This window comes from Cupriavidus sp. 05T42 (assembly GCF_056396345.1).
Genome location: NZ_JBFTLH010000003.1, coordinates 256,427 through 279,698 on the forward strand (window position 1 = coordinate 256,427; position 23,272 = coordinate 279,698).

Annotated in this window: 23 protein-coding genes; 14 read left to right on the plus strand and 9 right to left on the minus strand. The window is 66.6% G+C overall.

Annotated features, from left to right (window positions below):
• The first annotated feature begins 8 nt into the window (after positions 1-8).
• From AC1EJR_RS05340 to AC1EJR_RS05360, 5 genes are all read left to right on the plus strand, one after another.
• Complete coding sequence (locus AC1EJR_RS05340; protein WP_441592800.1) at positions 9-992, plus strand: Bug family tripartite tricarboxylate transporter substrate binding protein; 984 nt, start codon at positions 9-11, stop codon at positions 990-992.
• A 61-nt stretch (positions 993-1,053) separates the two neighbouring features.
• Positions 1,054-1,953, plus strand: a complete 900-nt coding sequence (locus AC1EJR_RS05345) for a LysR family transcriptional regulator (RefSeq protein ID WP_477105280.1) — start codon at positions 1,054-1,056, stop codon at positions 1,951-1,953.
• 121 nt (positions 1,954-2,074) lie between these two features.
• Positions 2,075-2,686 (plus strand): glutathione S-transferase family protein, encoded by a 612-nt coding sequence (locus AC1EJR_RS05350; RefSeq protein ID WP_092294666.1) that lies wholly within the window; start codon positions 2,075-2,077, stop codon positions 2,684-2,686.
• Between the two features lie 36 nt (positions 2,687-2,722).
• On the plus strand, positions 2,723-3,664 hold the full coding sequence (locus AC1EJR_RS05355; RefSeq protein WP_477113073.1) for a pyridoxamine 5'-phosphate oxidase family protein: 942 nt from the start codon (positions 2,723-2,725) through the stop codon (positions 3,662-3,664).
• A gap of 45 nt (positions 3,665-3,709) precedes the next feature.
• A complete protein-coding gene (locus AC1EJR_RS05360) occupies positions 3,710-4,432 on the plus strand; it encodes an MgtC/SapB family protein (RefSeq protein WP_092294664.1) in 723 nt (240 codons plus the stop codon).
• Positions 4,433-4,468: 36 nt separating this feature from the next.
• Here AC1EJR_RS05360 and AC1EJR_RS05365 read toward each other — a convergent pair whose 3' ends face one another.
• The 3 genes from AC1EJR_RS05365 to AC1EJR_RS05375 all read right to left on the minus strand — a co-directional run bounded on the left by AC1EJR_RS05365 (position 4,469) and on the right by AC1EJR_RS05375 (position 7,885).
• A complete protein-coding gene (locus AC1EJR_RS05365; RefSeq protein ID WP_092294662.1) occupies positions 4,469-4,969 on the minus strand; it encodes a GAF domain-containing protein in 501 nt (166 codons plus the stop codon).
• 6 nt (positions 4,970-4,975) lie between these two features.
• Entirely contained in the window at positions 4,976-5,959 is a 984-nt protein-coding gene (locus AC1EJR_RS05370; RefSeq protein WP_092294660.1) for a Bug family tripartite tricarboxylate transporter substrate binding protein, read from the minus strand.
• A gap of 96 nt (positions 5,960-6,055) precedes the next feature.
• Positions 6,056-7,885, minus strand: coding sequence for a gamma-glutamyltransferase family protein (locus AC1EJR_RS05375; RefSeq protein ID WP_441643740.1), 1,830 nt, complete (start codon positions 7,883-7,885; stop codon positions 6,056-6,058).
• A 110-nt stretch (positions 7,886-7,995) separates the two neighbouring features.
• Here AC1EJR_RS05375 and AC1EJR_RS05380 point away from each other — a divergent pair, with 110 nt between their 5' ends.
• On the plus strand, positions 7,996-8,937 hold the full coding sequence (locus tag AC1EJR_RS05380) for a LysR family transcriptional regulator (RefSeq protein WP_092294656.1): 942 nt from the start codon (positions 7,996-7,998) through the stop codon (positions 8,935-8,937).
• A 138-nt stretch (positions 8,938-9,075) separates the two neighbouring features.
• Here the strand turns inward: AC1EJR_RS05380 and AC1EJR_RS05385 are convergent, their stop codons facing one another.
• Positions 9,076-9,537, minus strand: a complete 462-nt coding sequence (locus AC1EJR_RS05385) for a GNAT family N-acetyltransferase (protein WP_441592804.1) — start codon at positions 9,535-9,537, stop codon at positions 9,076-9,078.
• 126 nt (positions 9,538-9,663) lie between these two features.
• Positions 9,664-10,611 (minus strand): LysR family transcriptional regulator, encoded by a 948-nt coding sequence (locus AC1EJR_RS05390; protein WP_255370812.1) that lies wholly within the window; start codon positions 10,609-10,611, stop codon positions 9,664-9,666.
• A gap of 132 nt (positions 10,612-10,743) precedes the next feature.
• Between AC1EJR_RS05390 and AC1EJR_RS05395 the strand changes: the two genes are divergently transcribed.
• From AC1EJR_RS05395 to AC1EJR_RS05405, 3 genes are all read left to right on the plus strand, one after another.
• Positions 10,744-11,949: a pyridoxal phosphate-dependent aminotransferase gene (locus AC1EJR_RS05395; RefSeq protein WP_477113074.1), complete on the plus strand. Its 1,206-nt coding sequence runs from the start codon at positions 10,744-10,746 to the stop codon at positions 11,947-11,949.
• Between the two features lie 101 nt (positions 11,950-12,050).
• Positions 12,051-13,046, plus strand: coding sequence for a Bug family tripartite tricarboxylate transporter substrate binding protein (locus AC1EJR_RS05400; RefSeq protein ID WP_454757965.1), 996 nt, complete (start codon positions 12,051-12,053; stop codon positions 13,044-13,046).
• Positions 13,047-13,054: 8 nt separating this feature from the next.
• On the plus strand, positions 13,055-13,753 hold the full coding sequence (locus tag AC1EJR_RS05405; RefSeq protein ID WP_092294648.1) for an RraA family protein: 699 nt from the start codon (positions 13,055-13,057) through the stop codon (positions 13,751-13,753).
• Positions 13,754-13,760: 7 nt separating this feature from the next.
• On the opposite strand, the gene AC1EJR_RS05410 is transcribed toward AC1EJR_RS05405, so the two are convergent.
• The 3 genes from AC1EJR_RS05410 to AC1EJR_RS05420 all read right to left on the minus strand — a co-directional run bounded on the left by AC1EJR_RS05410 (position 13,761) and on the right by AC1EJR_RS05420 (position 15,336).
• On the minus strand, positions 13,761-14,237 hold the full coding sequence (locus AC1EJR_RS05410) for a RidA family protein (RefSeq protein WP_441592806.1): 477 nt from the start codon (positions 14,235-14,237) through the stop codon (positions 13,761-13,763).
• A 77-nt stretch (positions 14,238-14,314) separates the two neighbouring features.
• Positions 14,315-14,716: a GFA family protein gene (locus AC1EJR_RS05415; RefSeq protein WP_092294646.1), complete on the minus strand. Its 402-nt coding sequence runs from the start codon at positions 14,714-14,716 to the stop codon at positions 14,315-14,317.
• Positions 14,713-15,336 carry a DUF2239 family protein gene (locus tag AC1EJR_RS05420; protein WP_454757967.1) on the minus strand — a complete coding sequence of 208 codons (624 nt, stop codon included), beginning with the start codon at positions 15,334-15,336 and terminating at the stop codon, positions 14,713-14,715. Before AC1EJR_RS05420 ends, AC1EJR_RS05415 begins: the two co-directional genes overlap by 4 nt.
• A gap of 165 nt (positions 15,337-15,501) precedes the next feature.
• On the opposite strand from AC1EJR_RS05420, the gene AC1EJR_RS05425 reads away from it, so the two are divergent.
• The 5 genes from AC1EJR_RS05425 to AC1EJR_RS05445 all read left to right on the plus strand — a co-directional run bounded on the left by AC1EJR_RS05425 (position 15,502) and on the right by AC1EJR_RS05445 (position 21,724).
• Positions 15,502-15,948 carry a DUF305 domain-containing protein gene (locus tag AC1EJR_RS05425; RefSeq protein ID WP_092294642.1) on the plus strand — a complete coding sequence of 149 codons (447 nt, stop codon included), beginning with the start codon at positions 15,502-15,504 and terminating at the stop codon, positions 15,946-15,948.
• Positions 15,949-15,961: 13 nt separating this feature from the next.
• On the plus strand, positions 15,962-17,434 hold the full coding sequence (locus tag AC1EJR_RS05430; protein ID WP_477113075.1) for a YncE family protein: 1,473 nt from the start codon (positions 15,962-15,964) through the stop codon (positions 17,432-17,434).
• Positions 17,435-17,611: 177 nt separating this feature from the next.
• On the plus strand, positions 17,612-18,865 hold the full coding sequence (locus AC1EJR_RS05435) for a nitrate- and nitrite sensing domain-containing protein (RefSeq protein WP_441592809.1): 1,254 nt from the start codon (positions 17,612-17,614) through the stop codon (positions 18,863-18,865).
• Between the two features lie 275 nt (positions 18,866-19,140).
• Positions 19,141-19,953, plus strand: coding sequence for a formate/nitrite transporter family protein (locus AC1EJR_RS05440; RefSeq protein ID WP_092294636.1), 813 nt, complete (start codon positions 19,141-19,143; stop codon positions 19,951-19,953).
• Positions 19,954-19,987: 34 nt separating this feature from the next.
• Positions 19,988-21,724 carry a bifunctional protein-serine/threonine kinase/phosphatase gene (locus AC1EJR_RS05445; RefSeq protein ID WP_477113076.1) on the plus strand — a complete coding sequence of 579 codons (1,737 nt, stop codon included), beginning with the start codon at positions 19,988-19,990 and terminating at the stop codon, positions 21,722-21,724.
• 76 nt (positions 21,725-21,800) lie between these two features.
• Here AC1EJR_RS05445 and AC1EJR_RS05450 read toward each other — a convergent pair whose 3' ends face one another.
• Entirely contained in the window at positions 21,801-23,057 is a 1,257-nt protein-coding gene (locus AC1EJR_RS05450; RefSeq protein ID WP_092295079.1) for an epoxide hydrolase family protein, read from the minus strand.
• Positions 23,058-23,272 lie beyond the last annotated feature (215 nt).

The following is a 23,272-nucleotide window of genomic DNA, read 5'->3' on the forward strand; positions in this document are numbered from 1 at the left end:
GACACCTGATGAACACGCCGCGACGCACCCTGCTCAAACTGTCCGCCGCCACGCTCGGCGGCCTGGCCCTCGGCCGCCCCGCCTGGGCGCAGCAGCCCACCCCCTCCGGTCCGATCCGGATCGTGCTGCCCTACCCGCCCGGCGGCTCCACGGACGCCATCACGCGCTTTATCGCGGACAAACTCGGTGCCTCGCTGAAGACCAGCGTGATCGTCGACAACCGCCCCGGCGCCGCCGGCATGATCGGCGCGGCGGCTGTGGCCTCGGCCGCGCCGGACGGCCGCACGCTGCTGTTCACCAACACCGCGCTGATCCAGAGTCCGCTGATCCAGCCGCAGCCGCTCTACAACCCGATGACCGACTTCGAGCCGCTGACGCTGGTGGCGGACGCCGCGCAGGTCTTCGTCGCCAGCGATGCCATCCCCGCCAAGACGCTGGCGGAGTACGTCGAGTACGCGCGCCAGAACCCCGGCTCGGCCTACGGCAGCCTGGGCGTGGGCTCCACCGGCCATCTGTACGGCGAGCTGCTCAAGCGCCGCGCCAACCTCAACATCGTGCACGCGGCGTACAAGGGCGACACCGCCGCCATCGCGGACCTGCTCGCCAAGCAGTTGCCCGCCGGCTTCGTCTCCACGGTGATGGCCAAGACTTATGGCGACGCCGGCCGGATCAAGGTGCTCGCCACGCTGGGGCCGGCGCGGGTGCCGTCCATGCCGAACGTGCCGACCTTCGCCGAAGCCGGCTTCACGGGCTTCGAGTCGATCGGCTGGATCGGCATGCTCGCCCCGGCTAAAACGCCCGCCCCGCTGGTGCAGCGGCTGTCCGCCGAGATCGCGACCATTGTCAAATCCCCGGCTGGCGCCAAGATGCTGGCCGATAGCGGCATGCTGCCGCGCGGCACCACGGCGCCGGAGTTCGGCGCCCTGCTCAAGCGCGACCAGCAGGTGTGGCAGGCGCTGGTCAGCCAGTCGGGGATCAAGGTGGCGTCGTAAGGCGATGCCATAGGCCGGCGTCTCCCGATATACTCCCCGCATCGTCTCGGGGAGAGCGCGCGTGGATCGATTGCAGGCCATGAAGACCTTTGTCACCGTGGTGGAGAGCGGTGGCTTCACCGCGGCCGCGCGCAAGCTCGATATTTCGCTGTCGGTGGTCAGCCGCATCGTTACCGACCTCGAAGCCCACCTTGGCGTGCGGCTGCTCACGCGGACCACGCGGCTGGTGCGCCCGACGGACACCGGCGCCACCTACTACGAGAACTGCCGGCGCATCCTGGCCGAGATCGACGACGCCGAACTCGCCACCACGGGCGCCCACGCGGCGCCGCGCGGGCAGCTGTCGATCACGGCCTCGGTGCTGTTCGGCCGCCGCTTCGTCACGCCGATCGTGGTCGAGTACCTGCGGCGCTACCCGGAGGTGGACGTCCACTGCCTGTTTATCGACCGCATCGTCAATTTCGTCGACGAGGGCATCGACGTCGGCATCCGCATTGGCGAGCTGCCCGCCTCCTCGCTCCAGGCGGTGCCGGTCGGCCATGTGCGGCGCGTGGTCTGCGCGTCGCCCGCCTACCTGGCGCGGCAGGGGGTGCCGGCCTCCCCGGCGGACCTGCCGGCGCACACCGTGATCCAGACCACCGGCATCTCCACCTTGCCGGAATGGCGCTTCCTCGCCGGCAGCGAGATGACGCCCACGCGGCTCGCCCCGCGCATGGCGACCACCACCAACGATTCGGCCATCGCGGCGGCCGTGGACGGCTTCGGGCTGGCGCGCGTGCTGTCGTACCAGATTGCCGATGAATTGCGCGACGGTCGCCTGCAGGTCGTGCTGGCCGATTTCGAGCCGGCGCCGCTGCCGATCAACGTGATCCATCGCGAGGGCCGCCACGCGATGCACAAGGTGCGCGCCTTCCTGGACCTCGCCATCGAGACGTTGCGCGCCGCGCCGTCCCTGCGCTAGAGCGGCTCGGCAGGCGGCAACTGGGCATTCTTCGCGTTGGCGCAAGAGTGCCTTCTGCCGGCGGCGGTTTTTCGTGCGCCGAAAGGCACCTATAGTCGGACCATCCCAACCAGGATCCGACATGAAACTGTATGCCTACCCCCTCTCCGGCCACTCGCACCGCGTGCGGCTGTTCCTCGCCCTGATCGGCCAGCCAGTCGAACTCATCGACGTGGACCTGCGCGCCGGCGCCCAGAAGGCCCCGGAATTCCTCGCCCTGAACCCGTTCGGCCAGGTGCCCGTGCTGGTGGATGGGGACACGGTGCTGCCGGACTCCAACGCGATCATGGTCTATCTGGCCAAAACGCTGGGCCGGACCGACTGGCTGCCCGAGACCCCCGCCGGCGCCGCCGCCGTGCAGCGCTGGCTGTCCGTGGCGGCCGGTGACCTCGCCGCCGGGCCGGCCTCGGCACGCCTGATTACGGTGTTCGGCGCGCCGCTGAACAGCGAGCAGGTCATTGCCCGTGCGCATCTGGTGCTGGGCCGCATGAACCGCGCGCTGACAGGCCGCCAGTGGATTGCCGCCGATCAGCCGACGATTGCCGATGTGGCGCTGTACAGCTACACCGCCAGCGCGCCGGAAGGCTTTGTGGATCTGGCCGACTACGCCCACGTGCGGCAATGGCTGGCGCGCGTGGAAGCGCTGCCCGGCTTCGTGCCGTTCCAGAAAACCGCCGTCGGGCTCGCCGCCTGATTGCTGCCCCCGCCGTCCACCCTACCGGAGCCCAACATGTCCTCCCACGCCGCCCTCCTCCCGGATCTGCCCTGGCATACCGGCGAACGCCTGCTGCAGGAGCGCGCCGGCGTGCAGGCGCGCATGGCAGAGGTCGGCCCGCGCGTGGTGCGGGACTACATGCCCGACCAGCATCGCGACTTCTTCCAACAGCTTCCGCTGGTCGTGCTCGGCACGGTGGCGCCGGATGGGCGCGTCTGGGCCACGCTGCGCGCCGGGGCGCCCGGCTTCCTCCACTCCCCGGACCCGCGCGTGCTGGACGTGGCAGTGGCGCGAGAGCCCGCCGACCCGGCCGACGCCGGCATGGACGACGGCAACGCCCTCGGCCTGCTCGGCATCGATCCCATGACGCGGCGCCGCAATCGCATGAACGGCCACGTGCAGCGCACCGGCCCGGACCGCTTCCGGCTGGCCGTGGGCCAGAGCTTCGGCAACTGCCCGCAGTACATCCAGCAGCGCGCGTTCGATTTCACGCGCGATCCCGGCGTGGCGTCCGACCAGCCGCCGCAGGTCCTGCCCGCCCTGGACGAGCGGGCGCGCGCGCTGATCGCCGGCGCGGATACCTTCTTCGTGGCGTCCTACGTGGATCTGGCCGATGGCAGCCGGCAGGTGGATGTGTCGCACCGGGGCGGGCCGCGCGGCTTCGTGCGGCTCGATGCGGACGGCGGGCTGACGATTCCCGACTACTCGGGCAACCGCTTCTTCAATACGCTGGGAAATCTGGCCGCCAACCCGATTGCCGGACTGGCCTTCGTGGACTACACCACCGGCAACCTGCTCCAGCTTTCGGGCCGGGCCGAGGTGCTGACCGACTCCCCGGAGATCGCCAACTGGGAAGGCGCCGAACGGCTCTGGCGCGTGATACCGGACCGCGTGGTCTGGCGCGAGGCGGCGCTGCCGCTGGTCTGGCACGCCCCGGACGCTTTGCCCCGGTCATAGCCCTGTGACACAATCGCGCGACGCCTGGCCCCGGAGTCCGCGATCATGTCCCTGGAAGCGCTGCAAAACATCAATCCGCAATCGCTGCTCGATACGGCGATCAGCCTCGCCGCCGCGTTCGTGCTCGGCGGCATGATCGGCTACGAGCGCCAGTACCGCCAGCGCACGGCCGGGCTGCGCACCAATGTGCTGGTGGCCGTGGGCGCAGCGATCTTCGTCGATATGGCCAACCATCTCGCCGGCCACGATGGCGCGGTGCGCGTGGTGGCCTACGTGGTGTCCGGCATCGGTTTCCTGGGCGCCGGCGTGATCATGCGCGAGGAAGGCAATGTGCGCGGCCTCAACACGGCGGCCACGCTGTGGGGCTCGGCGGCGGTCGGCGCGTGCGCCGGGGCGGACCTGATCATGGAGGCGGCCATCGGCGCGCTGTTCGTGCTGGCCGCCAACACGCTGCTGCGGCCCGTGGTGGACCGCATCAACCGCCAGCCCATCGACACGCCTGCCGTGGAAGTCACCCATACCGTGCACGTGATTACTGCGCGCGAGCACCAGAAACTCGCCATGCGGCTGCTGGAGGAAGCGCTGGATGCGGCCGACTTCCCCACCCGTGACCTGGAGGTGCGGGCGTTCGGTGAACAGGATGTGGAGATCGAAGCGGTGCTGGCAGCCGCCTCGGTGGAGGGCGACGCGCTGGACGCGATGGTGGCCAGGCTGGGCGCCACGAGCGTGGTCAGCCAGGCCTTCTGGAGCGCCAGCACCACCGAGTAGCAGCGCCGGCGCCGGGGTTCAACGGCTTATGCGGCTTTAGCGGTTGGCGGCGAGCGCCGCCACGGCGGGCAGGGCCATCTGGCCGAGCACCCGCAGCACGGTGATCTGGTCACCGGTCCAGCTTTCCACGGCGGTCAGGTAGTTAAAGGTGCCGATCACCCGGCCGCCCTCGCAGAGCGGCACGTTGACCACGCCATTCAGACCCAGGCCACGGATCACGGCGATGTCGTCGAAGACGGCGGCCAGCGCCGCGTCGCCCTCGCCGACGAACACCTCGCCGCGCACCAGCAACTGGCGCGTCCAGGACGTGTCGCCCTTGACCTTCTTCCCACCCACCGGGTAGGCGGCCGGATCGGACGACCACAGCCGCCCGATCTCGCCGGTCTCGGCCTGCCACGTGTTGATCGTCAGCAGGCCGGGGCCGAGCAGGTCCAGCGTGGCCTGCCCCACCGCATCCATCACGGCCACCGGCGTCGCCGCGTGGCGCAACTGGTCGCACAGCGTATTCAGCCGCGCCAGGTTGGCGAGTTCTACCATCGACGCTTACTCCGCCTTGATGCCGAGTTCGCGGATCAGCTTGCCGTAGCGGTCCGCGTCACGGCGCAGGATCTTGCCGAACGCCTGCGGCGTGGACGTGGTGGTCTCCACGCCGATGCTGTCCATCTTGGCCTTCACTTCCGGCAGCGTCATGATCCGGTTGATCTCGCTGTTCAGGCGCGTCACCAGCTCGGCCGGCATGTTCTTCGGGCCGAAGGCGCCGTACCACACGGACAGCTCATAGCCGGGCAGGGTCTCGCCCACCGTGGGCACGTCCGGCAGCAGCGGCGAGCGCTTGGCTTCTGTCACCGCCAGCAGGCGCAGCTTGCCGGCCTTCACGTGCGGCAGCGTCTGGGTGCCGGCGGAGAACAGCAGTTGCGTCTGGCCCGCCACGAGATCCACCACGGCCGGGGCGCCGCCCTTGTACGGCACGTGGAGCATGTCCACGCCGGCCATCTTCGCGAACAGCACCGCGCTCAGGTGGTTGGTGGAGCCGGAGCCGGCGCTGGCGTAGGCCAGCTTGCCCGGATTGGCCTTGGCGTAGGCAATCAGTTCCTTGACGTTCTTCGCCGGCACCGACGGATGCACCACCATGGTGTTCGTCACGTAGGCCAGCAGCCCCAGCGGGGTGAAGTCCTCCACGCCCTTGAACGGCATGTTGGGCATCAGCGAGGGGTTCATCGCGTGGGTGCTCATCGAGCCAATCAGCAGCGTGTAGCCGTCCGGCTGGGCCCGGGCGACCGTGGCCGAGCCGATATTGCCCGAGGCGCCGGGGCGGTTGTCGACGATGACCGGCTGGCCGAGCGACTTGGTCAGGTGTTCGGACAGCACGCGCGCCAGGATGTCCGTGGAGCCGCCGGCGGCCCAGGGCACGATCAGCGTGATCGGTTTTGTCGGATAGGCATCGGCGGCACCAGCCCCCGAAATGGCGGCGAACGACATTGCCAGCGCGGCGGCGCCGCACAGCAGGCTCTTGACTACGGACCTCATGACTGCAACTCCCTCTGTCTTCGTGCGGACCGCCCCGTGCGGGCCGACTGTTTGTGCGATACCGCTATCGCGATACCTTCCATGCCTGCCGCCCCGTCAGCGGCCCACGGCATAGCCTTGCATCCCACGCGCATTGGCGCCCGCGCGCAGCACCAGCCGGCCCTGGGCATCGCGCTCGCGCGAGCAGGCCGACATGCGGCCCTCGGACCAGTCGTCGCCCACGCGCACCTCGTGCCCGCGCGCGCGCAGCGCCTCCAGCGTGGCCGCCGGAAAGCGCGACTCGATGCTGATGCGGTTGAGCACGGTCTGGCGCGGCCAGAACGAACCCGGGAAATGATCGATATGCCAGGCCGGCGCGTCGATGGCCTCCTGGAGGTTCATGCCATGCACGGCATGACGCAGGAAGAATGCCAGGGACCACTGGTCCTGCTGGTCGCCACCAGGCGTGCCGAAGACCATGTACGGCTCCCCGTCGCGCAGCGCCATCGACGGCGACAGCGTGGTGCACGGGCGCTTGCCCGGTGCCAGCGTGTTCGGCAGGCCCGGCTCGAGCCAGGTCATCTGCAGGCGCGTGTTCAGCGCGAAGCCGAGCGACGGAATCGTCGGGCTCGACGACAGCCAGCCGCCGGACGGCGTGGCCGCCACCATGTTGCCGTGGCGGTCGATCACGTCGATATGGCAGGTATCGCCCACGAACAGCTCGCGCTCGGCCCATTCGGTCACGGGCGGCAGCGCGGCAAAGGTGGGCTCGCCCACGCCGAAGCGCACGTCGGCGGTGGCCAGCGTGCGCGTGGCGACGTCGAGGTCCGGCATGCGCGGCGCCTCGCCCTTCAGCGTGCCCGCCGTCATGGTCAGCGCGGCCTGCTCGCCGATGCCCGCCGCGCGCGCGGCCAGGTAGTGCGGATTGAGCAGCGCGCAGAGCTTGCTTTCGGTGAAGCGGGGGTCGCCGTACCAGGCGGTACGGTCGGCCATCGCCAGCTTGGCGGCCTCGGCAATCTTGTGGACGAATTCGGGGGACGTGGGCGCGTGGGCTTCCAGCCCGGCGTGGCGCAGCATGCCGAGCTGCTGCAGGAACATCGGACCCTGGCTCCAGATATCGCACTTGGCCACGGTATAGCGGCCGAAGTCCAGCGTCACCGGGGCTTCTACCGTGGGCGCCCACTGGGCGAGGTCGTCGTAGCGCAGCAGGCCGGTGTGCTTCTCGCCGGTGGTGTCGCGCACCGGGGTGTCGCGGCAGTAGGCGTCGATGGCCTCGGCCACGAAGCCGCGGTACCAGCAGTCCATGGCGGCATCGATCTGGCCCGTGCGGGAGTCGCTCGCGGACTGGGCCGTCTCGATAATGCGGGTATAGGTGTCGGCCAGCACCGGCAGCCGGTGGAGCGCGCCGGGGCGCGGCACCTTGCCGTCCGGCAGCCACGTATCAGCCGAGCTGTGCCATTCGTCGCGGAACAGCGACTGCACGGCCAGGATGGCCTGCGAGATACGCGGCACCAGCGGGAAGCCATCGCGCGCATAGCCGATGGCGGGCGCGAGCACGTCCGCCAGCGACCACGTGCCGTGGTCGCGCAACATGGTCAGCCACGCGCCGAACGCGCCGGGCACGGTGGCGGGCATCAGGCCGATGCCGGGCATCAGCTCCATACCCTGGGCGCGCAGCGCCTCGGGGTCCGCCAGCGCGGGCGCGGGGCCCTGGCCGCAGACCGAGCGCATCGCGCGCGTCTTTTCATCCCAATACAGGATCGGCACTTCGCCGCCCGGGCCGTTCAGGTGCGGTTCCACGACCTGGAGCACAAAGCCCCCGGCGACGGCCGCATCGTAGGCATTGCCGCCCCGCTCGAGCACGCCCATCGCGGTCTGCGTGGCAAGCCAGTGGGTGGAGGCGGCAACGCCGAAGGTGCCAACGATTTCCGGACGGGTGGTGAACATGGCCTAATGACTGGTATCGAATGCATTTGAGTATAGGAGCCCGGAATAACTGCAAACGGCGAAAAAATTATTGTTGCATTACCATTTGGTTATATCGCTCCTTCGCCATCATGCCCATTTCGTCCGACAAGCTGCTCCACAACGTGGTCTCGCGCCTGCGCCTGCGCCATCTGCCGCTGCTGCTGGCGCTCGAGCGCCAGCGCTCTGTCTCGCGCGTGGCCGCCGAACTCAATCTCTCCCAGCCGGCCGTGACCAAGGCGCTGCGCGAGATCGAGGACATTTTCCTGACGCCGCTGTTCACCCGCACCCGGCAGGGCCTGGAGCCGACACCGACCGGCGTGGCCGTGCTGGCCCACGCGCGCACGGCGCTGGCCGATGCCGAGGCGCTGGGGCGCGAGCTGACGGTGATCGAGGCCGGCCTGCGCGGGCGGCTGCGGATCGGCGTGATTCCCTACGTGGCGCGCGGCGTGCTCGATGCCGCGCTGGACTTCGGCCTGCGCCACACGCCGCGCATCTCGATGCTGGTACGGGAGGGGACCACCGACGAACTGGTCAACGCGCTGCGCCAGCACGAACTCGATTGCGTGATCGCGCGCTCGTTCTACCTGGCGGGCGAGGATATCGTCCAGCAGCCGCTGTATCGGGAGGAACCGGTGCTGGTGGTGCCGGCGGACGCCGCCGCGCGGCTCTCCCGGGCGGGGCTGGACTGGAAACGCCTGTCGGAGCGGGACTGGATCCTGCCGCCCCCGCACACGCCGGTGCGCCGCACCATCAATACGATGTTCGCGGTGGCCGGCGTGGCGCCGCCGCTGCCCACGGTCGAAACCTACTCGATCAAGCCGATGGCCACCCTGCTGCGCCGCCAGCCGGACGCCATCACCATCGTGCCGCGCTCGGTGGCCGCCGAACTGGTGGAACTGGGCGGTGCCGCCACCCTGCCCTTTGCGCTGAGCTGGGACTTGCCGCCCGTCGGCCTCATGTGGCGACGGGGGCTGGAAGATAACGAATTGATGACGTCGCTGGTGGAGGCGCTGCGAGAAGCGGCTCAATAGTCACTTCACTCAGAGTGCGTGCCCTCCGTGCGAGGGGACGCCATGTCTCATACATTCATGGACAATGTGCTTGTCGTGATTGACCCCTCGACATTTGTACCCGCACCCGCGACGGCTTCGTCGCGGGCTTTTTTTTGGTCAAAGCATCTTCCGCATCAGGGCGTTTTCCAGCGTCACGCCCCGACAGACTGGGAAATTCCGTTCGACCACGTGAAAACCGTGGCGCGCGAAAAAGGGCTCGGCCGTCTTGCTCACGTTTGAGGTGAGTGCCGTTATCCCCAGATTCACGGCCTCCTCGTGAATACGCGTCATCAGCAGGGTCCCGATTCCCTGCCGGGGATGGAAACCCGACACATAGAAGTGATCGATGTAGCCGTTGGGCTGAACGTCGGCATAACCGACGATCTCATTATCTAGTTCGACGACGAAGGGCCGGAGCTTTTGGACCCGCGGTGCCCATAGGGCCATGTCAAAGTCGGCTGGCGCCCAGGCTGCGATTTGCTCGGGGGAATAGTCCCTGGCGGCGATTTCGTGGATGGCGGTGAAGAACACGCGGAACAACGCTGGTTCATCGCCTGGTTGGAAGCTTCGGAGGTTCACGGGGGTCTTCGCAAGGCGACGTTGGAAAGCACCAGTCTGTCACACGTGAGCCGCGAGGCGGCGTGGATTGCTGTGGCGTACGGCGTGTGGATCGCGTCCCGATAAGAGCGATTCGCGTGCGCTGTCTTACCGCATCATGCGTACCCGCCTTTCCGCAAGGTCATAGGGTCCCCGCTTGAAATTGCATACATTGCCAGCCGTTTCTGAGATGACATCCAGGGCCCGCGAGAAACCGGATTGCCGATACACGGCCGAGTAGATGAGGGGAGGCGGCATTGGATCGGTCCGGACTACGCGCAGCAGGCCGTCATTGATATCCGAGGCGAAGTAGTCGACCGCTAATTGACTGACGCCCAGTCCCTCGATCGTTAACTCCCGCAACACCGTGAGGCTGTTGGTGGAAAAGACCTTCTTGAACTGGAATCCGTGTTCACGGTTCCAGGAACCATAGAACGCATTCTTTGCAGAGCCGGCCGCCTGTTGCAACACCGGATATTCGGCAAGCTCATTGGGCTTGAGTGGGCGATCGGGGATGTCCAGCTTTGGGCTGGCCATCCAGAGATCCTCCACCCGGCCAACTTCGACACACCGGTAGGCATCGCCCCAGTACGTCCCGGGCAAAATGGTCAGATCAATCGTATTGGCTTCCAGCGCGGCGAACAGGCTTAGGCCAGCATCGACCACGGGCTCGATCTCGAGTGCGGGGTGCGTCAACTTCAATTCGCGCAACAGGCGTGTCAGCCATGTCAGCGCCACGAGTTCGGTCACGCCGATGCGGAACGTGCCGCGCACTTCGTTGTCCAGGCCGACCTCTCGCGCAATTCGGTCCTTGAGCACCATCGACTCTTCGGCAATCGGCATGAGCCGCGCGCCAGCCTGCGTAGGGACGAGACCCTTGGGCATGCGGTGCACCAGTTGCACGCCCAGTGCCTGTTCGAGTTCGATCACGCGCTTCGAGACGGCTGATTGCGTCGTAAACAGCTTGGCGGCCGCGACGGTGAATGACGCGCTCGTGACGCTGAAATAGAAGGCTTCAAGTTGCTTTAATGTCACATTCACGGTTTTTTCACCCATTGAATGACGGATTAGGCACCACTATGAAGCAATCCAGGAATTTAAAGAATAGCAAAGCAATCTTATTACTCGTTTGTGGCATGCGGAGAGGGCTCACATACTGGTGTCCATCGATCCACCAGTGAACCGCCCATGCTGAAGCTTGCCGACAGACTCAACCGCATCAAACCATCCCCCAGTTCCATGGCAGGGCAGCGCGTCCGCGAGCTGCGGGCCGCCGGCCGTGATGTCATCGGCCTGACGGCCGGAGAGCCGGACTTTGCCACGCCCGCGCACATCTGCGAGGCCGCCCTGGCGGCGATGCAGTCGGGCAAAACCGGTTACACCGATGTGGGCGGAACGTCCGAACTGCGAGAGGCGGTTGCGCGCAAGTTCTCACGCGAAAACGCGCTGAACTACAGGCCCAGCGAGATCATCGTCAGCACTGGCGCAAAGCAAGTGATTTTCAACGCGATGCTATGCACGGTGCAGGCCGGCGATGAAGTCATCATTCCCGCGCCGTACTGGGTGTCCTATCCTGACATCACGCTGTTCGCGGGCGGTACGCCCGTATTCGTTCCCGGCTCGCCGGAAATGGGCTTCAAGCTAACGCCACAGTCGCTGGAGGGCGCCATCACGCCGCGTACCCGCTGGCTCATGCTGAACGCGCCGAACAATCCGAGCGGCGCGGCCTATAGCCGTGACGAACTGGTCGCGCTCGGCGAAGTCCTGAGCCGCCACCCCCATGTGTGGATCATGACCGACGACATCTACGAGCACCTGATGTACGACGGCACGGGGTTTTTCACCATCGCGCAGGTGTGCCCGCAACTGGCCGACCGGACGCTGACGATCAATGGCGTATCGAAAGCCTATGCCATGACCGGCTGGCGAATTGGCTATGCCGGCGGGCCGGCAGCGTTGATCAAGGCCATGACCAAGCTGCAATCGCAAAGCACTTCGTGCGCCAATGCCGTGGCGCAGGCCGCTGCGCTCGCCGCGCTGGAAGGGCCGCAAGACTTTATCGCGGCGAACCGCGACGTCTATCGGCAACGCCGCGACTTCGTGGTGGAAGCGCTGAACCGTATCGAGGGCATCGCGTGCAAACCGCCAGCCGGTGCCTTCTATCTCTTCGCGTCATGTGCCGGCCTTTTCGGACGCCGGACCAGCGAAGGCCTCGCCATCCGGAACAGTGACCAATGGGCAGCCTGGTCGCTTGACGCGGCCAACATCGCCTTCCTGCCTGGCTCTGCCTATGGGGTCGATACCCATTTCCGGCTCTCGTTCGCCACCAGCATGGAAGTGCTGGCAGAAGGCACCCGGCGCATTGCGCACGCGGCCGAAACCCTGCTTGCGTAGCGCCGCCACGAAGACACCTTACAAACATGCAGAGATCCGCAGAGATCCGCCGACAGTTCCGCCAGCGCAACACTTCCTCTACAACGACGAAACGAAACATCATGCGCAGCCTGCCCAGCCCCCTGATTCGCCCAGCTTTTCTGAAGCTCCTTGCCGTCTGTGTCTCGCTTGCCGCCACAAGCGTTGCGACGGCGGAGGAAGCCTGGCCAACCCGGCCGATCCGCATTCTTATCGGCTTCTCGCCGGGGGGCTCGAACGATATCGTCGCCCGCTTGATCGCGCCGAAACTTGCCGATGCGCTGGGGAAGCAAGTGCTGATCGACAACCGGCCGGGAGCGGGTGGCAACATCGCCGCCGACACCATGCTCAAGGCCCCCGCCGATGGCCATACGCTCATGATCTGCACCACAGGCATGTTGTCGATCCAGCCAAGCCTGCAAAAGATGAGCTATGACGCCCAGGCGGACATCGTGCCGGTGTCGCTGATTGCCAATACGCCATACGTGGCCCTGGTCAACGCGTCGCTGAACATCCACAACGTCAAGGAGCTGATCGCCTATGCCAAGGCGAGCCCCGGCAAGCTCAACTACGCCTCTTCTGGCAATGGCACGGCGGGCCACCTCGCGGGCGAGATGCTCAAGCTGCGTACCGGGATTGATATCGTGCATGTGCCTTACAAGGGCACCGGCCAGGCCATGGCCGACCTGCTCGGTGGCCAGGTATCCCTCATATTTGACCAGCCGATCAGCTCCTTGCAGTACGCGAAGTCGGGCAAGTTGCGGGTACTCGGCGTCGCCGCCTCCCATCGGCTGGACGGGTTGCCCGATGTGCCGACGTTTGCCGAAGCGGGCGTGAAGGACTTCGAGCCCGTGGCCTGGACCGGCCTGTGTGCGCCGAAGGGGACGCCGGCTCCGGTGGTCGCACGGCTGCAAAAAGAGGTGCAGCAGGTGCTGCGGCAGCCCGATATCGCGCAGCGACTGCAACAGGATGGCATGGAGGTCGTGGGTAACTCGTCGGAGAAGTTCCGAGAATTCCTGAAGGCCGACAGACAGAAGTGGGCGGGCGTGATCAAGGCCGCCAACGTTACCGCAAACTGAGAATCCCGATGAAAGACAGCCAGGACTTCCGCGCCATCGTGACCGATATCGCGCGTGTATCACCGGACCTCGTAGCACGTGCTTCGCAATTCGCCTCCTCGCTGCTGGCGGATGTCAATGGCCGCCGCGGCGGCATGCACGGCCGCGTGGCGCCGCTGGATCCTCGATCCCGCTTGTGCGGGACGGCGCTGACCGTCGAGGTTCGCCCCGGAGACAACCTCATGATTCATGCCGCAATTGCGATGGCCAGACCCGGCGATGTCATCGTTGTCGATGGCAAGGCGGATCAGACGTGCGCCCTGATGGGCGCGATCATGGCGAACCAGTGCCGGGCCAAGGGCGTGGCAGGGGTCGTTCTGGACGCGGCCGCGCGGGATCGCGACGAGATTGGCGAACTGGGTTTCCCGATGTACGCCGTCGGGACGAATGCCAATGGCCCGACCAAGCTTGTCCCCGGCCTGATCAATCACCCGGTCCAATGCGGCGGCGTGACCGTACGCCCGGGCGATCTGATTGTGGGAGATGCCGACGGCGTGGTCGTGATCGAACGCGAGAAAGTCGCCACCATACTTGAACTTGCGGCGGATAAGCTGGAAGCAGAACGCAAACGGATTGCCAATATCCAATCCGGCGCGGAGACAAGCCCCGCCTGGCTTGCCTCTGCGCTATCGGCCTCGGGGGTGCTTGCGCCGGGGCAGGTGCTATAGAGCCCCACTACACAGGCCGCACCGTAAAAATAAAATCCACTTCTATCGACGCGCCTTTTGGCAATTGCAATACACCAACAGACGAGCGAGTGTGTATGCCGACGTCGCCAAGCACCGCATACAAGACGTCAGAGGCGCCGTCGGCGACTTCGCTTTGCATCGTGAAGTCTGGCGCGCTTCGCACAAATACGGTGATGCGCGGCACCGCCTGTATCGCGTCGAGCGTTCCGCAGCTTTTCTTGATTAGAGACAGGGCACGCAGCGTCGAAGTCCCTGCTGCACGACGCGCTTCGTCGAGCGAAATGGAGTCGCCCACTACGCCAACGAAGCGCACCGTTTCCCCAACTCGCGGGATTTGGCCAGCAACGTAGGCTACGTTCCCATCCACCAAAACAGGCGTGTACTTTCCACCGATCTTGATTTCCTCGTCCGGATCAAATCCGAATTCCGCCGCGATCTGCCGCAGCTTGTCGTCTCTTGTCATGAGCACCTTCACCAACGCTGTCGAAAGGGTAAAGCGTAATCGATTGCGCTGCGTTTGTCTGAGATGACGCCGGCCGTCTAATCGAATTCATCGTACTGTGGCAGTTGGTCAGTAATCGAATACCACGGCGCCTTGGAGCCCACGAAGATATGCGCACTGGGACGAATGCTGGGCGTGTCGGCGAGCGTGCCCAAGGTGACGTGGACGAAGGCGCCATCACGAACCACCGAGAACATCAGGCTTCCGCATCGCTTGCAACGGACATCGTGAGACGCCTTTGCGTCACCGAAAATCAATACCTCGTCCTCGCCTTGCGTGATCTGCAATTTTTCGCGCTCGATCCCTGCGAAGGGCTTGAACGCGGAGCCTGTCGAGCGCCGACAATTTGAACAGTGGCAGTTCAACGCGTAGGCGAATTCGTCATTTACCGAGTAACGGACCGCACCGCACAGGCATCCGCCAGCGAGCAATGGTTTCATGGCTGCCTCCTGGCTTCCGCACCACCCCCAAACCCCAGCCACACCACATGCCCGCGCACGTCCTCCGGCCAGCCGGCGATCATTTCGTCCATGCGTTGCCGGTCATCCGCGAACAGCGCGCGGGACGCTTCCTCGAAGCCCGGAAGATCCCCGGCGATGGCGGACATGAAGTGATACGCGCGCTCCCGCGCTACGCGGCGGTTATCGCCATGGGCATTGGCGCGGCGTGCCTCTTCCACGAGCTTGCGCAGCGCCACGGAGGCCCCGCCCGGCTGCTGGGCGAGCCAGTCCCAGTGGCGCGGCAGTAGCGTGACCTCGCGCGCCACGACGCCTAGTTTGGGGCGGCCCCTGCCGCGCGGCGCGTCCGGGGCGTCTTCCTGATCGGCGGCATCGGCACGCCCACCCTCCGGGCTAAAACGGGCGACGATGTCCGCATCGCTGCCGCGTGTGTCGATGTCGATGGTGCGCCCGGTGGCGTTGTCGAACACCAGCACCGGGTCGCTGGTGCCCCCCTCCATCGCCCGCCTGACCGCGAGCGCAACCACGCCGAGCGGGCCGGAGGCGAGGCGACGATGGCCTTCGAAGGCGGTATGGGACGGAAGATGATCGATTGGGCTCATGGTGGCTCCCCGTGATGACGTCCACAATTTATACCCGGATAAAATTAAAGTCAATATTACCCGGGTATAAATTTACGCTGAGGTGGCGAGGGAATAACAGCAGGGTGTCCTGCGTTTACGGGGCATGCGGCCGCAACCAGGCCGCCACCCTTCACGAGGAGCCCCGTGCCCAGTCATCACCGATCCCCATCACCACCGCTTAGGCTCCTCCTGCCGTTATTGGCCGCCCTTGCGCTGCCCGCCGTCGCCGCCCCGCCCGCCAGCCCTGACAGCGCTGCGTTCCTGTCGGAAAGCGATACCGCCATGACAAAAATGATGGACGACATGGCGGTCAAGCCCGGCGGCAACGTCGACGAGGACTTCGTCGCGATGATGATTCCCCACCATCAGGGCGCCATCGACATGGCCATGGCCGAGCTGCGCCACGGCAAGAACGAGCAACTCCGACGCATCGCGCAGGAAATCATCGTCGACCAGTTGCAGGAGATTGCCGCGATGCGGCTCGCGCTCGGACAGCCCCTGCCCCCATCCGCGCCGGCGCCCACCCGCCCCGATCCGGCCCAATCGGCCAGCCAACCCACCACCCCCAGCCATTCCGCTCACGCGCACTGATGCGCCCACGACCATGACAAGACATTCCCTCAGGAACACCCTCTCCCTCATGCTGCTGCTCGGCGCGGCCAGCGCGGTTCTGGCCGGGCAGGCGCCGGGACCGTCGACGGCCCCGGACGTCCCCATCAGCCACCGCGACCGCCTCTATGCCGCCGAGCAGTTCTCCAACACGGTTTCCGTGACGGACCCGGCGGACAACCGGCTGCTGGGCGTCATCCGCCTGGGCGACCCCGCGCCGGGCAACTTCAGCCCGCTGTATCGCGGTCAGGTGCTGGTCCACGGGATGGGCTTCTCGCCGGATCACCGCACGCTTGCCATCGTGTCGATTGGGTCGAACTCGGTATCGTTCATCGACACGGCTACCAACGCCGTCAAGCACGTCACCTACGTGGGACGGTCGCCGCACGAGGCGTTCTACACGCCGGACGGCAAGGAGGTCTGGGTCACCGTGCGCGGGGAGAACTACATCTCGGTGATCGACGCCGCCACGTTCCAGGAAAAGACCCGCATCACCGTGGCCGACGGCCCGGGCATGCAGATCTTCTCCCCCGATGGCAAGTACGGCTACATCTGCTCGTCGTTCAATCCGGAAACGGCCGTGGTCAGCGTGGCCGACCATCAGATCGTGGGGCGCGTGAAGCAGGAGAGCCCGTTCTGCCCGAACATCGCCGCCACGCCTGACGGCAAGCAGGTCTGGTTCACGCTCAAGGACGTCGGCAAGGCCCAGGTGTTCGAGGCCCGCCCGCCCTTCCGCCTGATCAAGACGCTGGAGACCGGCCCGATCACCAACCACGTGAACTTCGCCCACACGGCGGCGGGCGACTTCGCCTACATCACGGTCGGCGGGCTGAATCAGGTCAAGGTGTTCCGGACCGATGACTTCTCCCAGGTGGCCACGATTCCGGTGGGCAGCCTGCCGCACGGCATCTGGCCTTCGGGCGACGGCACGCGCATCTACGTGGGGCTGGAGAACGCCGACCAGCTGGCCGCCATCGACACCGCCACCAATCGGGTAGTCGCCAACGTGCCGGTCGGGCAGGCGCCGCAGGCCATCGCCTATGTGCCGAACGCCGTGCCCGAGGGCGACGGCACGCAGGGACTCCAGCCGCTGGGGGTGGCCGGGCAGACCACGCAGCTGAAGCTGCATGGCGTCGTGAACGGCAAGCCTGTGGCCACCGACCATGCGCCGACCAGCGTCACGCTGTTCGATCAGGGACTGCTCCAGGTCCTGCAGGCTTCGGCGACCGGGTTGCAGCCGAAGCGCGCCTACGTGCTGGCGCTCGCCACCCGCGCGGACGGCAGCGGCCCGCTGGAGCCGCTCGCCGCCTTCATGTCGAATCCGGCGGGCTCGGCCATCGTCAACGCGATTGGCCCGATCCGGCAGGTGGTGCGCGACGATACGGGGGCCGGCGCGCGCCGCTATCTCGTGATCGCCCCGTCCGAGAACGGCAAACCCGGCGCGCCTGTGCAGGTGCAGGCGCTGTAGCCGGTCCGGGGGGCCGGGAAGGTACGGCGGATGATACAAATGGCACGACATTTGCGTAGTACCTGGCAAATGCGTAGTACCCATCCCGGCCGCGCCCACATTCCCAGAACAATGCCCCTTTCCGCCTCAACCCTCGTCCTTCGGGCCAAGCAGCTCGAAATCGAGGCCGTCCGCCTGATGGCAAGTCGCGTGGAGTTGGCCGACCTGATCGGCCAGCTGATCCACGCCTTGCAGCGTGAACGGGGGGCCAGCAGCATCTTCCTGGCCTCCGGTGGGCAACGGCTGGCGCAGGAGCGCCAGACGGCGATGGGCGAGGCGGTCCACATCGCCTCCCGGCTGGGCGAGCGCTTCGCCAGCCAGCTGGAAGCGGGCCATACGGGTACGGCGTCGATGGTGTCGTTGATGGCCTGGGTCCAGCTCGATCTGGCCACGCTGCCGGCGCTGCGCCAGTCCATCGATCAATGCCAGACCACCGCGCACGACGCCGTGGCGGCGTTCAGCCGCCTGATTGCCGCGCTGCTGGAGTTGATCTTCCATCTGGCCGATGTGGCGATGTATCCGGGCATCGCCCGGCCGCTGGTGGCCTTCGTCTACCTCGTGCAGGGCAAGGAAGCCGCCGGGCAGGAGCGGGCCGTCGGGGCGCAGATGTTCGCCTCCGGCACCTGTGCGGGCACCGCGCCGCAGCGCGTGCAGCAGTTGGTGGAAGCCCAGCAGCGCAGCTTCCAGATGTTCGAGCGCTTCGCCGACCCGTCGCTGCTCGCCGCATGGCGGCAACGGCAGGCCAGCGCCGCGGTCGCCGCGCAGGACGGCATGCGCCGCACGCTGCTGACCACGCCGCCGGGCACGGCGCTGGTGCACGACGACAGCGAGAAGTGGTTCGAAGTCTGCAGCGAGGTCATCACGGGCATGTGGACGCTGGAGATGCAGGTGGTGCAGGACCTGCGCAAGGCCTGCGAGGCGCAGATCCAGCGTTCCCAGGCCGATCTCCAGGATTCGGCCGGGCTGCTGCGCCAGCTACTGGACAACCCACCGCCCCATACCCATGCCGTCGAGCGCTTTTTCGATGTGGCCGAGCAACCCGCCGCCGCCCCTGTGCTGCCGGGCATGCCCGATGCCGGAAACGGACCCGCCGAGGTGCACGCCACCACCGTCACGTCGCTGGAGCGCCTGCTGCGCCAGCAGTCGGCGCGACTGGCCCAGACCGAAGTGGAACTCGATGCCGCCCGGCGCGCGCTCAAGGAGCGCAAGGTGATCGAGCGCGCCAAGAACGCGCTGATGGCCCGCATGGGGCTCAGCGAGGACGCCGCGTTCCGGGCCTTGCAGAAGGCGTCGATGGACAACAACCGCCGGCTGGCGGACATTGCCGAAGCCACCCTCTCGCTCACCGGCCTCGCCCTGCCCCCACAGGACGACGATCAGCACCAGGATTGAACCCGCCCGGCCGCGCGCACCAAAAGCGGGCAGCCCATGCACTACCAACGCCCCCTAGATCGTCACTTGCCCCAACCCGGCCCAACCCGGCCCCACCCGGCGGCGGGCATGGAACGTGCGTCAGCACTGACATCGGGCTGATGACGGCCCGGCAGTGCATCACCCTGTAAAGCATCAAGGATGACGGCGTCCTGTCACGTGCCGGCCATAGGCCGGGCGGACGGACGCCGTTTGTCTTTTCTGAGCCAAACGAAGGAAACGGAGAGGAATACCCCATGGCCTATCTCGCCCCCACCGAGTTCGTCACCAAGATGGTCGATGCCGGAGAGTCCAAGCTGCTGATGTCCACGCGTGACACGCTGATCCGGTCCTATATGGCCGGCGCCATCCTGGCGCTGGCGGCAGCCTTCGCGGTGTCCATCACTGTCAACACCGGCAACGCGCTGGTTGGCGCGCTGCTGTTCCCGGTTGGCTTCTGCATGCTGTACCTGATGGGCTTCGACCTGCTGACCGGCGTCTTCACGCTCGCGCCGCTGGCCGTGCTGGACCGCCGCCCGGGCGCCACCTGGAGCGGCGTGCTGCGCAACTGGGGCCTGGTGTTCTGTGGCAACCTCGCCGGCGCCGTCACCGTGGCGTTCTTCATGGCCATCATCTTCACCTTCGGCTTCTCCGAAGCCCCGAACGCCATCGGCCAGAAGATCGGCCACATCGGCGAAGGCCGCACCGTGGGCTACGCCGCGCATGGCGCCGCCGGCATGCTGACGCTGTTCATCCGCGCCGTGATGTGCAACTGGATGGTCTCCACCGGCGTGGTGGCGGCCATGATGTCGACCTCGGTGTCCGGCAAGGTCATCGGCATGTGGATGCCCGTGCTCGTGTTCTTCTACATGGGCTTCGAGCACTCCATCGTGAACATGTTCCTGTTCCCGTCGGGCCTGATGCTGGGCGGCAACTTCACCCTCATGGACTACCTGATCTGGAATGAAATCCCGACTGTGCTGGGCAACCTGGTGGGTGGCCTGACCTTCGTGGGCATCACGCTCTACAGCACGCACTACAAGTCGGCCAGCAAGCGCGCGCTGGGCTGATCGGATCACTACCCGGTATCGAGGCGACCGCGCCATGTCCGGCGGGCTCCAGGTCAGCGTTGGCCAACACTCGGACGCTGGCCGGAAGGCGGTCAACCAGGACTTTCATGGCGTGACCCACCCCGCCGGCCACCACCGCGTGACCAAGGGGGTCGCGCTGGCGCTGGCGGACGGCATCAGCAGCAGCGCGGTCAGCCAGATCGCCAGCGCCGCCGCCGTCCGCACCTTCCTCGAGGACTACTACTGCACCTCCGAAGCCTGGACCGTGCGGCGGGCGGCGCAGTGCGTGCTGGCCGCCGTCAACTCCTGGCTCCACGCGCAGAGCCGTCACAGCGAAGCCCGCTTCGACCGCGACCGCGGCTACGTCTGCACATTCAGCGCGCTGATCTTCAAGGCGCGGGAGGCCCACCTGCTGCACGTGGGCGACGCGCGCGTCTATCGGCTGCATCGGCACACGCTGGAGCAGCTCACCGTCGATCATCGGGTCTGCGTGTCGGCCTCTGAGGCCTATCTGGGCCGAGCGCTGGGTGCGAGCCCGTCTGTCGAAATCGACTATCGGACGTGGGGCGTGGAGCCCGGCGAGATCTACCTGCTGGCCACCGACGGCGCCTACGAATACCTGGAAGCCGCCGATGTCCACCAGGCCCTGACCGCCAGCGGCGACGACCTGGACCGCGCCGCGCAGACGCTGACGGCGCTGGCCCTGACGCGCGGCAGCGAGGACAACGTCACGCTGCTGCTGGCCCGTGTCGACGCCCTGCCCGAACCCGGCGCCCGCAACGCGATGGCGCAGACCGGGCACCTGACCCTGCCGCCGCCGCTCACGCCCCGCATGCAGTTCGAGGGCTACACCATCGTCCGGGCGCTGCATGGCAGCGCGCGCAGCCACGTCTATCTGGCGACGGACGACCACAGCGGACAACACGTGGCGCTGAAAACGCCTGCCGTCGATCAACGCGACGATGCGGCCCATCTGGAGGGCTTCCTGCTCGAGGAATGGGTCGCCCGACGCATCGACAACCAGCACGTGCTGCGCCCCCACGCGGCGGACCGGCCCCGCAAGCACCTGTTCGTGGCGATGGAGTACCTCGAAGGCCAGACGCTGGCGCAATGGATGATCGATCATCCCCAGCCCGACCTGGACGCCGTGCGCGGCATCATCGCCCAACTGGCCACCGGCCTGCAGGCGTTCCACCGGCGCGAGATGCTGCACCAGGACCTCCGCCCCGAGAACGTCATGATCGACCGCTCGGGCACCGTCAAGATCATCGATTTCGGCTCGGTCCACGTGGCAGGGCTGGCCGAGGCCACGCGGCCGCCCCACGCCGCCATGCCGGTCGGCACGCTGCAATACACCGCGCCGGAGTACTTCGTCGGCGATGACGGCACGGCGGCCTCCGACCTGTTCTCGCTGGCCACCCTCGCCTACCAGATGCTGACCGGCAAGCTGCCCTACGGCCTGCAAGTCACGCGCATCCGCGACCGCGCCGACGTCCGCCGCCTGCGCTACACCAGCCTGCGCGAGCAGCGCCCCGAACTCCCGGCCTGGGTCGACAACACCCTGCGGCGCGCCCTGCACTCCAACGCGCTGAAGCGGCACGAAGCCCTGTCGGAATTCGTCCAGGCATTGCGGGCGCCCACCGAGCCGCTCTGGCAACGCGCCACGCCCCCGCTGCTGGAGCGAAACCCGCTGCGGTTCTGGCAAGCGCTGGCGGCACTGCTGGGGGTGGCGGTGGTGGTCTTGCTGGGGCTGCGGGTAATGGGGGTGTAGCGGAATGGACGTAAAAAACCCGCCCAGCCTTGCGGCCGGACGGGAAATCGCTTCCACGGGAAGGTCGGCGAAAGCGTTAGCGCACGGGTTGGCGCACGGACTTGAATGCCGCGCGGAGTTCCTCGGCAAACAGTTGCGGCTGCTCCCAGGCGGCGAAATGCCCGCCCTTGGCAGCCTGGTGGTAGTACATCAGCGAGGGGTAGGCCTGCTTGCTCCAGCTTTCCGGCGCGCGGTAAATCTCGTGCGGGAATACGCTGATCGCCACCGGCACCTTGATCTCGCGCGTCTTCTGCGCGTCGGCGCTGAAGTTGTTGTTATTGTTTTCCCAATAGAAACGCGAGGACGAGGCGCCCGTATTCGTCAGCCAATAGAGGGTGATGTCATTCAGGATCGCGTCCCGGGACACCACGCGCTCGGGCACGCCGTCGCTGTCGCTCCATTGCACGATTTTCTCGTAGGTCCAGGCGGCCAGGCCCAGTGGCGAATCAGACAACGCGTAGCCAATGGTCTGCGGCCGGGTCACCATCATTCCGCCGTAGGCGGCATTGCGGCCGAAGAAGGTGCTCAGCGACTGGTAGGCATCGCGCTCCGGAGCGGTCAGTTCCGACGGCGGCGCATCGCCGCTGAGAATCGACTTCATCAGCGGACCCGGCACGGTGGCGGGCATATTCAGATGGATGGCCAGCAAGCCTTTCGGCGCCTGCCGCGCGAGGGCATCGGAAATGACCGAGCCATGGTCGCCACCCTGTGAAACATAGTGCGTATAACCAAGCCGCTTCATCAGGACATCCCACGCGCGCGCGGTGCGGTCCGGCCCCCAGCCCAGTTCGGTGGGCTTGCCCGAAAAGCCGTAGCCGGGAATCGACGGAATCACGACATCGAACGCGTCATCCGCCGAGCCGCCAAAGGCGGTGGGGTCGGTCAGCGGGCCAATCGTCTTGGTGAACTCGAAAATCGAGCCCGGCCAGCCGTGCGTCAGGATGACCGGCAGGGCCTTGGGGTTGCGCGAGCGGACGTGGATGAAATGAATATCCACCCCGTCGATCGTCGTGACGAATTGGGGCAGCGCATTCAGTTCCTTCTCGGCCTTGCGCCAGTCATATTGGGATCCCCAATATTTGACGAGTTCCTGAACCTGCGCCGTCTGGATGCCCTGGGATTGATCGCTGACGATTTCCTTGTCGGGCCAGCGCGTGGCCGCAATCCGCTTGCGCAAATCGTCGAGCTGGCGCTGGGGCACATGCACCTTGAACGGACGAATACTCTCGTCGGTGCTGGCGCGCTGCGCGGCGGCAGCCTTCGGCGCCGAATCCGCGGCAAATGCCGGCTGCATGGCGCCGGCAAAGCCAAAGGCCGCGAGCACTGCCGCGCCAGAAATGGCCCGGCGGGCCAATGCGAATTGCCAAACGGATGGGGTCACTGCACGGGACATAAAGATTTCTCCTGGTTGATTCGCCCAATGCAAAGAAGTGGGCTTGTAGGGGGCTTGTACGAACCCACGCAGTGTGACCGCCAAGTGCCCGCCCAACGTGTCGCCAATGCACGGTT

What these genes read in the sequence shown, in the direction of transcription:
- AC1EJR_RS05340 (WP_441592800.1), top strand. Translation starts at nt 9, where the DNA reads ATGAACACGCCGCGACGCACCCTGCTCAAACTGTCCGCCGCCACGCTC.
- AC1EJR_RS05410 (WP_441592806.1), bottom strand. Translation starts at nt 14,237, where the DNA reads ATGACAAGAGACGACAAGCTGCGGCAGATCGCGGCGGAATTCGGATTT.
- AC1EJR_RS05375 (WP_441643740.1), bottom strand. Translation starts at nt 7,885, where the DNA reads ATGTTCACCACCCGTCCGGAAATCGTTGGCACCTTCGGCGTTGCCGCC.
- AC1EJR_RS05380 (WP_092294656.1), top strand. Translation starts at nt 7,996, where the DNA reads ATGCCCATTTCGTCCGACAAGCTGCTCCACAACGTGGTCTCGCGCCTG.
- AC1EJR_RS05355 (WP_477113073.1), top strand. Translation starts at nt 2,723, where the DNA reads ATGTCCTCCCACGCCGCCCTCCTCCCGGATCTGCCCTGGCATACCGGC.
- AC1EJR_RS05415 (WP_092294646.1), bottom strand. Translation starts at nt 14,716, where the DNA reads ATGAAACCATTGCTCGCTGGCGGATGCCTGTGCGGTGCGGTCCGTTAC.
- AC1EJR_RS05405 (WP_092294648.1), top strand. Translation starts at nt 13,055, where the DNA reads ATGAAAGACAGCCAGGACTTCCGCGCCATCGTGACCGATATCGCGCGT.
- AC1EJR_RS05430 (WP_477113075.1), top strand. Translation starts at nt 15,962, where the DNA reads ATGACAAGACATTCCCTCAGGAACACCCTCTCCCTCATGCTGCTGCTC.
- AC1EJR_RS05365 (WP_092294662.1), bottom strand. Translation starts at nt 4,969, where the DNA reads ATGGTAGAACTCGCCAACCTGGCGCGGCTGAATACGCTGTGCGACCAG.
- AC1EJR_RS05400 (WP_454757965.1), top strand. Translation starts at nt 12,051, where the DNA reads ATGCGCAGCCTGCCCAGCCCCCTGATTCGCCCAGCTTTTCTGAAGCTC.
- AC1EJR_RS05360 (WP_092294664.1), top strand. Translation starts at nt 3,710, where the DNA reads ATGTCCCTGGAAGCGCTGCAAAACATCAATCCGCAATCGCTGCTCGAT.
- AC1EJR_RS05420 (WP_454757967.1), bottom strand. Translation starts at nt 15,336, where the DNA reads ATGAGCCCAATCGATCATCTTCCGTCCCATACCGCCTTCGAAGGCCAT.
- AC1EJR_RS05450 (WP_092295079.1), bottom strand. Translation starts at nt 23,057, where the DNA reads ATGCAGCCGGCATTTGCCGCGGATTCGGCGCCGAAGGCTGCCGCCGCG.
- AC1EJR_RS05440 (WP_092294636.1), top strand. Translation starts at nt 19,141, where the DNA reads ATGGCCTATCTCGCCCCCACCGAGTTCGTCACCAAGATGGTCGATGCC.
- AC1EJR_RS05370 (WP_092294660.1), bottom strand. Translation starts at nt 5,959, where the DNA reads ATGAGGTCCGTAGTCAAGAGCCTGCTGTGCGGCGCCGCCGCGCTGGCA.
- AC1EJR_RS05395 (WP_477113074.1), top strand. Translation starts at nt 10,744, where the DNA reads ATGCTGAAGCTTGCCGACAGACTCAACCGCATCAAACCATCCCCCAGT.
- AC1EJR_RS05350 (WP_092294666.1), top strand. Translation starts at nt 2,075, where the DNA reads ATGAAACTGTATGCCTACCCCCTCTCCGGCCACTCGCACCGCGTGCGG.
- AC1EJR_RS05435 (WP_441592809.1), top strand. Translation starts at nt 17,612, where the DNA reads ATGGCAAGTCGCGTGGAGTTGGCCGACCTGATCGGCCAGCTGATCCAC.
- AC1EJR_RS05390 (WP_255370812.1), bottom strand. Translation starts at nt 10,611, where the DNA reads ATGGGTGAAAAAACCGTGAATGTGACATTAAAGCAACTTGAAGCCTTC.
- AC1EJR_RS05445 (WP_477113076.1), top strand. Translation starts at nt 19,988, where the DNA reads ATGTCCGGCGGGCTCCAGGTCAGCGTTGGCCAACACTCGGACGCTGGC.